This window comes from Paraburkholderia sp., from assembly GCF_049581445.1.
Classification (GTDB): Bacteria; Pseudomonadota; Gammaproteobacteria; order Burkholderiales; family Burkholderiaceae; genus Paraburkholderia.
The window spans coordinates 26,455-34,485 of the sequence record NZ_JBAURZ010000125.1 but is presented as its reverse complement, the minus strand read 5'-3'; the positions used below and the strand labels follow the sequence as shown (position 1 = coordinate 34,485).

10 protein-coding genes are annotated in these 8,031 nt (G+C 62.8%); 3 read left to right on the top strand and 7 right to left on the bottom strand.

Annotation, left to right across the window (positions count from 1 at the left end; genetic code table 11):
* The 3 genes from WCA85_RS11645 to waaA all read left to right on the top strand — a co-directional run.
* Nucleotides 1-298: glycosyltransferase family 9 protein (locus tag WCA85_RS11645; RefSeq protein WP_424063971.1), on the top strand; the 298-nt coding region annotated here is incomplete at its 5' end.
* Between the two features lie 14 nt (nt 299-312).
* On the top strand, nt 313-1,197 hold the full coding sequence (locus WCA85_RS11640) for a Kdo hydroxylase family protein (protein ID WP_424063969.1): 885 nt from the start codon (nt 313-315) through the stop codon (nt 1,195-1,197).
* Between the two features lie 73 nt (nt 1,198-1,270).
* On the top strand, nt 1,271-2,572 hold the full coding sequence (waaA, locus tag WCA85_RS11635; protein ID WP_424063967.1) for a lipid IV(A) 3-deoxy-D-manno-octulosonic acid transferase: 1,302 nt from the start codon (nt 1,271-1,273) through the stop codon (nt 2,570-2,572).
* A 22-nt stretch (nt 2,573-2,594) separates the two neighbouring features.
* Here the strand turns inward: waaA and ureG are convergent, their stop codons facing one another.
* The 7 genes from ureG to WCA85_RS11600 all read right to left on the bottom strand — a co-directional run bounded on the left by ureG (nt 2,595) and on the right by WCA85_RS11600 (nt 7,965).
* Nucleotides 2,595-3,242 carry an urease accessory protein UreG gene (gene ureG, locus WCA85_RS11630; protein ID WP_424063965.1) on the bottom strand — a complete coding sequence of 216 codons (648 nt, stop codon included), beginning with the start codon at nt 3,240-3,242 and terminating at the stop codon, nt 2,595-2,597.
* A gap of 12 nt (nt 3,243-3,254) precedes the next feature.
* Nucleotides 3,255-3,935 carry an urease accessory protein UreF gene (locus tag WCA85_RS11625; RefSeq protein ID WP_424063964.1) on the bottom strand — a complete coding sequence of 227 codons (681 nt, stop codon included), beginning with the start codon at nt 3,933-3,935 and terminating at the stop codon, nt 3,255-3,257.
* Nucleotides 3,922-4,560 (bottom strand): urease accessory protein UreE, encoded by a 639-nt coding sequence (gene ureE, locus WCA85_RS11620; protein WP_424063962.1) that lies wholly within the window; start codon nt 4,558-4,560, stop codon nt 3,922-3,924. The genes WCA85_RS11625 and ureE overlap by 14 nt, the downstream gene beginning before the upstream one ends.
* Nucleotides 4,561-4,563: 3 nt before the next feature.
* Nucleotides 4,564-6,270 carry an urease subunit alpha gene (ureC, locus tag WCA85_RS11615; protein WP_424063960.1) on the bottom strand — a complete coding sequence of 569 codons (1,707 nt, stop codon included), beginning with the start codon at nt 6,268-6,270 and terminating at the stop codon, nt 4,564-4,566.
* 105 nt (nt 6,271-6,375) lie between these two features.
* A complete protein-coding gene (locus WCA85_RS11610) occupies nt 6,376-6,681 on the bottom strand; it encodes an urease subunit beta (protein WP_424063958.1) in 306 nt (101 codons plus the stop codon).
* 19 nt (nt 6,682-6,700) lie between these two features.
* On the bottom strand, nt 6,701-7,003 hold the full coding sequence (ureA, locus tag WCA85_RS11605; RefSeq protein WP_011487082.1) for an urease subunit gamma: 303 nt from the start codon (nt 7,001-7,003) through the stop codon (nt 6,701-6,703).
* Nucleotides 7,004-7,161: 158 nt separating this feature from the next.
* Entirely contained in the window at nt 7,162-7,965 is an 804-nt protein-coding gene (locus WCA85_RS11600) for a transporter substrate-binding domain-containing protein (protein WP_424063956.1), read from the bottom strand.
* Nucleotides 7,966-8,031: the final 66 nt, after the last annotated feature.

The window sequence follows — 8,031 nt, the reverse complement described above, 5'->3', positions numbered from 1 at the left end:
CGCCACCAGCGAGCGGCTCGCCAAGGAGTTCGGCGCTGCGGCGATCGTGCCGCCGCGTCTGTCGCTGGCGGCCGTGGTGGGTCTGATCGACGGCGCTGCGGCGACGGTCGGGGTTGATACAGGTCTAGTTCATATCGCAGCCGCGCTGAAGCGGCCCACGGTCGAGTTGTACAATTTCGCGACCGCCTGGCGGACCGGTGGCTACTGGTCGCCGAACGTGATCAATCTCGGCACCGCCGGACAGCCGCCAACCCTGCAACAGGTGAAGTCGGCGCTGACCGGTTTTGGCCTGCTGTAACAGGAATGGCGAATATGAACGAAACCCAGATCATCGAAGTAACCAGCGCTGACTGGCACGGACACGACCTGTCCGTGCCGCGCGAGACGCTCCTGGCCGGCGTCGAACGCGGCAAGGTGCTGTATTTCCCCAATTTGCGTTTTGCGATCGACGGCGGCGAGCAGGCGTTACTCAATCCTGCGCTCGCGGATCCGAATCGCAAGAACATCAGCCTTGAGCCAAATGGCGGCGCGCTGCACGGCGTGGTGGGCGATGCCGTTACGCAATCGGCGGTGCGCGCGTTGATTGCGCGCTATCAGACCAACGCCCGTACCCTTGTAGATGGACTTTTTCCCGAATACGACGGCAAGCTGCGCGTGGCGCCGACGAGCTTGCGGCTGCATCAGGTGGAAACGCGTCAGACTTCATGGCGCAAGGACGATAGCCGTCTGCACGTCGATGCGTTCCCGTCGCGCCCAAACTACGGCGAGCGCATCCTGCGCGTTTTCACTAACGTGAACCCACAAGGCGCACCACGCGTCTGGCGGGTGGGCGAGCCGTTCGAAGACATGGCCAAACGCTTCCTGCCGCGCATCAAGCCGCAGATGCCTGGCGCCGCGTGGCTGATGAACCTGCTGCATGTGACCAAATCGCCGCGCAGCGAATACGATCATCTGATGCTGAACCTGCACGACGGCATGAAGGCCGATCTCGAGTATCAGAAGTCGAGCCCGCAGGAGACCATGCCGTTTCCGCCGGGCTGCGTCTGGGTGTGTTTCTCCGATCAGACCTCGCACGCGGTGATGTCCGGCCAGTTCATGATGGAACAGACCTTCTTCCTGCCAGTCAAGGCAATGGCGCAACCCGAATGCGCGCCGCTCGGCATTCTCGAACGGCTCAAGGGCAGGGCGCTGGTTTGAGCGCCGCCGGCTTCGCGCACTGCCGCGCCAACTTCAATTTTAATTTCAATCGAAACACGAGCGCGGAGCGCGAATGCTAAGGGCGATCTACAACGCGCTCTGGTGGATTGTCGCGCCGCTCGCGGTGCTGCGTCTGTTGATCCGTTCGCGCAAGGAGCGTGGCTATCGCGAGCATATCGCCGAGCGTTTCGGCTATACGCGCGGACGCTTGCCGGAAGACGATACGCCGTTGATCTGGGTGCATGCGGTATCGGTAGGTGAGACGCGGGCGGCGCAGCCGCTCATCGAGGCGCTGCTGAGAGCGCGTCCCGATGCCCGCATTCTCCTCACGCATATGACACCGAGCGGCCGGGCCACCGGCGAGCAGATTTTCGGCGACCGCGTGTTGCGCAGCTATCTGCCGTACGACATGCCGCGTGCGGTGCGGCGCTTTCTGCATGCATGGCGGCCGTCGCTTGGTCTCGTGATGGAAACGGAGGTCTGGCCGACTCTGATCGACGAATGCCGTCGTGCCGATGTGCCGCTCGTGTTGACCAACGCGCGGATGTCGGCCCGCTCGTACAAGCGGGCCGCGAAATTCGGCACAGGTACGCGTGAAGTGTTTGGTGGCTTTGCGCGGGTGCTGGCCCAGAGCCCGTCCGATGCTGAGCGTCTCACGGCGCTGGGCGCGCGCAATGTTGCGGTGCTTGGCAATCTGAAGTTCGACATGAGCACGCCGCCGGAACTCGCGGCGCGTGGTCATGCGTGGCGCGCGGCGATCGGTGCGCGGCCGGTGTGGGTCGCGGCCAGCACGCGTGAAGGTGAAGAAGAACTGGTGCTGCAGGCTTTTGCAGCGCTGGGCGTCGAGGATGCACTGCTGATTCTGGTGCCGCGCCATCCTCAGCGGTTCAATGAGGTCGCGGCGCTGGTCGAGAAGGCGGGGCTGCGTTACGAACGTCGCTCGACGTGGGCGCCGGGCGCGGCCGGTGCATCGGCTTTGAGCGTGACCCGTCCGCTGGCGGAACACGTGACGGTGTTGCTCGGCGATTCAATGGGGGAGTTGGGTGCTTACTATGCGGCTTCGGATCTGGCGTTTATCGGCGGTAGTTTGTTGCCGCTCGGCGGGCAAAATCTGATCGAAGCGTGTGCGGTGGGCGTGCCGGTGCTGATTGGGCCGCATGTGTTCAATTTCACCCAGGCTACGGCGGATGCGGTCGCGGCCGGGGCGGCAGTGCAGGTGCAGGATCCCGCTGATCTGGCGCGGGCGTTGCGCGAACTCTTCAACGACAAGTCGCGGCGCATGGCGATGGGCGGCGCGGCTTCGGCGTTTGCCGCGCGCCATCGCGGAGCGACAGCGCGTACGGTGGATGTGTTGATGGCGTTGTTGCCGGAGTGATGGACGGGCCGTTGCTGCCCGCTCAAACCGTCAGCAACCCCTTCTTCTCAATGAAAGCAATCACGTCGGCGAGACCGTCCAGCGCCTTCAGATTGCTCATCACGAACGGCCGCTCGCCGCGCATTTTCTTCGCGTCCGAAGCCATCACGTCCAGATTCGCGCCGACCATCGGCGCGAGGTCGGTCTTGTTGATCACCAGCAGATCCGACTTCGTAATCCCCGGACCGCCCTTGCGCGGAATCTTTTCGCCGCCGGCGACATCGATCACATAGATCGTCAAGTCCGACAGCTCCGGGCTGAAGGTTGCCGCGAGATTGTCGCCGCCCGATTCGATGAACACGATATCCGCATCGGGAAAGCGCGTCAGCATGCGCTCGACTGCTTCGAGGTTGATGGAAGCATCTTCGCGTATCGCAGTGTGCGGGCAGCCGCCCGTCTCGACACCCATGATGCGCTCGGCCGGCAGCGCGCCCGCTACCGTCAGCAGACGCTGATCTTCTTTGGTGTAGATGTCGTTGGTGATCGCCACGAGGTCGTAACGATCGCGCATTGCCTTGCAGAGCATTTCGAGCAGCGTGGTCTTGCCGGAGCCTACCGGGCCGCCGACGCCTACGCGCAGCGGCGGCAGTTTCTTCGTACGACGGGCGGTGTGGTGCTGAGGTGCGTTCATGATCGATCTGGTTTATGAGCGGAAGAGCCGCGAATACTGCGACTCGTGACGCGCCGACAGGATACCCAGTTGCGGCGCGAACGTATTGATGTCTTCGGGAACGGTGGCAAGTGCGCATTGGACAGCGGCATCGATCGGCTCACGCAAGGCGACGATGATCCGTTGTCCTGCGAGTTGTCCGAGCGGGACCGCTTTCAGGGCTGCAGCTGCCTGGTTTTCGACCCAACTGAATGCATAGGCCGCGAGCGCCGCGTCAGCGGAGACTTCGTGCGTGTAGGCGGCGAAGGCGAAGGCTGTCGGTTGCGCGAGTGGTGTCATCGCGGCGAGGGTGGTGCGGCGGTCGGCGTCGCCCCATTCCAAAGCAACGCACAGTTGACGCAGCGACCAACCCATCTGTTCGGTTTCGCGGCGCAGTTCCGCAGACTCGCGGCTGGCGAGGAATTCGCTGTTGGCGAGTGCGAGGCCTGCCGCGTCATGGTCACGCCAGCGCGTGATCTGATGCGCGAGGAACGGCAGTTCGCCATGGGCGAGCACATTGTCGAGGCCGCCTGCGATCCATGCGCGGGCGCTGTCGGCGTCGGTGATCAATTGCGCCTCGATGGCAGCTTCCAGTCCCTGCGAATAGCTGAATGCGCCGATCGGCAAAGCCGGCGACGCGAGATGCAGCAAGGCAGTGAGTTCAGCGATGCGCATGCTTTTTCGAGTGATCGTGGCCGCAGGAAGCGTCGCAGTCGCTGTGGTCGTGGCTATGCTCGTGCGAGTGGTCGTGAGCTTCGCCGTGCTCATGTTCGTGATCATGCCCATGATGCTCACCAAACACCTGCTGCGCCAGCGCATAGTCTTCGGCAAACGTCTCATCATGCCCGTGCTTATGCCCGCCACCATAAGCCCCAGATTCCGGCTGAAACGGCGCGCTCACCTGCTCGACCAGCGCGCCGACACGCTTAAGCATATCGGCGAGCACCGGATCGTATTCAAGCTTCAGATAGTCCGCGCCGACCTCAACCGGCGTATGCCGGTTGCCCAGGTGATAAGCCGCTCGCGTAAGCGTCAACACATCGCGCGCACGAACCATCAGCACAGCCTCAGCCGCCGCGATCACGCGCACCAGGCCGCCATCCTGCGCCACCAGCACATCACCATCGCGCAGCACCGTGCCGCGCGGCAACACCAGTGCCACTTCTTCGCCGTCATCAAGCGTCGCGGCCAGACGGCTCTTGCGACGCGCGTCGAAATCCAGCGTCAGCGTCGCCGCACGTTTCACCAGCACAGGCGCCAGCTTGATCTTCGGGTCGAGCAGTTTGTCGATAGTTCGCATGACTTAGAACAGGAAGTAGCGTTGAGCCATCGGCAGGACCGTGGCCGGTTCGCAGGTCAGCAACTGGCCGTCTGCGATCACCTGATAGGTTTCCGGATCGACGCTGATCGCCGGGCGCCACGCGTTGTGGATCATGTCCGCCTTCGTGATGTTGCGGCAGTTTTTCACCGGCACGATGCGCTTGGTCAAGCCGTAGCGTTCGGCGATACCTGCATCCGCGCTCATCTGCGAGACGAAGGTGAGCGACGTGCGCGCCAGCGCGCCACCACGCGTCGCGAACATCTCGCGGTAGTGGACCGGTTGCGGCGTCGGGATCGACGCGTTCGGATCGCCCATTTGCGCCAGCGCGATCATGCCGCCCTTAAGAATCAGCGAAGGTTTGATGCCGAAGAATGCCGGCTCCCAGAACACCAGATCGGCCCACTTGCCCGGCTCAATGGAGCCGACTTCATGCGAAATGCCGTGCGTGATGGCCGGATTGATCGTGTACTTGGCGATATAACGCTTCGCGCGGAAGTTGTCGTGCCGCAGGTTGTCTTCGGGAAGCGCGCCGCGCTGCACCTTCATTTTGTGCGCAGTCTGCCACGTGCGGATGATCACTTCGCCCACCCGCCCCATGGCCTGCGAGTCGGATGACAGCATCGACAGCGCGCCCAGGTCGTGCAGGATGTCTTCTGCGGCAATCGTCTCGCGGCGGATACGCGACTCAGCAAACGCGATGTCCTCTGCAATCGATGGATCCAGGTGATGGCACACCATCAGCATGTCGAGGTGCTCGTCGAGCGTATTGACGGTGTACGGCCGCGTCGGATTGGTCGACGAAGGCAGCACGTTCGCCTCACCGCATACCTTGATGATGTCCGGTGCGTGACCGCCGCCCGCACCTTCCGTGTGATACGTGTGGATCGTGCGGCCCTTGAAAGCGGCGACCGTCGCTTCGACAAAACCGGCTTCGTTCAGCGTATCGGTGTGGATTGCGACCTGCGTATCGGTATCGTCGGCAACGGAAAGGCAGTTGTCGATCGCCGCGGGCGTCGTGCCCCAGTCTTCGTGCAGCTTCAGACCAATCGCGCCCGCAGCAATCTGCTCGGTAGCCGGATCGGGCAGGCTGACGTTGCCTTTGCCAAGAAAGCCAAGATTCATCGGATAGCCGTCGGCGGCCTGTAGCATCCGTTCAAGATGCCAAGGGCCAGGCGTGCAGGTGGTGGCGTTGGTGCCGGTCGCGGGGCCTGTGCCGCCGCCGAGCATGGTCGTCACGCCGCTTGCAAGCGCTTCGTCTATCTGCTGCGGACTGATGAAGTGAATGTGCGTATCGATGCCGCCTGCTGTAACGATCAGACCTTCACCCGCGATGACCTCCGTGGATGCGCCGATCGCAATCGTCACATCCGGTTGAATATCCGGATTCCCCGCCTTGCCGATTGCCGCGATACGGCCATTCTTGATTCCGATATCCGCCTTGACGATGCCCCAGTGATCGAGAATCACCGCGTTCGTCACGACCGTATCCACCACGTCGGCGTGCACGCGCTGCGACTGGCCCATGCCGTCGCGAATCACCTTGCCGCCGCCGAACTTCACTTCTTCGCCGTAGGTGGTGTAGTCGCGCTCGATTTCGATCAACAGTTCAGTGTCGGCAAGTCGCACGCGATCGCCGGTCGTGGGGCCGAACATTTCCGCGTATGCGCGGCGGCCAATACGTAATGTCATGGTGTGAAGTCCGGAAAGTGGCTAAAGGTGGCTACAGGGACGCTCAAAGAGGTTCGCTATGCCCGATGCCGCGCTGACGCTTAATCACGTCGCGGCACGGTACGTTCAGAGCGGCCCCATGACCTTACCGTTAAAGCCATAAACCACGCGGTTGCCCGCAAGCGCGACCAGTTCGACCGTGCGTTCCTGGCCCGGCTCGAAGCGCACGGCAGTCCCCGCCGCGATATTCAGCCGGAAGCCGCGGGCCGCTTCGCGATCGAACGAGAGCGCCGTATTCACTTCGTAGAAGTGGTAATGCGAGCCGATCTGCACCGGGCGGTCGCCGGTGTTCGATACGGTCAGTGTGAGCGTGGCGCGGCCCGCGTTCAGTTCGTGCTCACCGTCATCGGTGATGAGTTCGCCGGGAATCATGTGGGGCTCCGGGGCGTGATCAGGGAATCGGATGATGAACGGTCACGAGCTTCGTGCCGTCGGGGAAGGTGGCTTCCACCTGAATGTCCGGAATCATTTCCGGCACGCCTTCCATGACGTCGTCACGGGTGAGCAGGGTAGTGCCGTAGTGCATGACTTCGGCGACCGTCTTGCCGTCGCGCGCCGCTTCCATCAGCGCGGCCGTGATGAACGCGATCGCCTCCGGATAGTTGAGTTTCAGTCCGCGTGCGCGACGGCGTTCGGCCAGCAACGCAGCGGTGAAGATCAGCAGCTTGTCCTTCTCACGGGGTGTCAGCTTCATCGGATAGGTAGGTAGTGTTGCGCCGTTCCGGGCGGGACAGGCGACGGATGCGACCGGCGCCACGCGTTATCGCCGTTGCCAGGTGTGTCACGAAGTGCACGGCGACAAGCTTAACGCCAGCTTGCCTACAAAGATATCAAGCGGAATTAACGACCTGCTTACAGATGGCTTGGCAGAGGCGCACCAAACCATTTTTTCGACATCGCGTTTAGCGTACCGTCTGCTTTCGCCTGGGTGATCGCGGCGTTGACCTTGGCCAGCAAACGGCCTTCGTTCTTGTTCAGACCGACGGAGCACGGTGAGTCCTTGATGATGAACTTCGGCTCAGGATGGCGCGGCGGATTCCTCGCATTGATCGCCGCAGCCACGATGTTGCCCGCAGCGATCAGTTGCACCTGACCGGACAGAAATGCCGCGATGGTCGCGTTGTTGTCTTCGAAGCGTTTGATCGTTGCGTTCGGCGCCATCTGTGTGAGCGCGATTTCCTCTAGCGCGCCGCGTGTGGCGCCGACCGTCTTGCCGGTGAGGTCGGCGGGGCTGCTGACCTTGATGTCGGCTGGGCCGAACACGCCCTGGTAGTACGGCGCATAGGCGATCGAGAAATCGATCACCTTCTCGCGGTCCGGCGTCTTGCCGAGCGACGAGATCACCAGATCCACCTTGTTGGTCTGCAGATAGGGGATGCGGTTCGCGCTGTTGACGGGCACCAGTTCGAGTTTGACGTTCATCGCCTTGGCGAGCATCGCAGCGGTGTCGATGTCGTAGCCCTGCGGCTTCATGTCCGGACCGACCGAGCCAAACGGCGGATAGTCCTCTGGCACTGCGACCTTCAGCACGCCAGCCTTGGTGATGTTATCGAGCGCATCGGCGTGCGCGGCGGGCGTGGTCAGGACGAGCGCGGGCGCGAGCAGAAGCGCGGTCAGCCAGGCGCGGCGCGCGGGGCGAAGGGTCGGTTGTTTCATAGATGATGAGCGGTGGCGGACAAGCGAAGCGGTTGCCGTCAATACGCGGCAACATCGTGGGGCCGT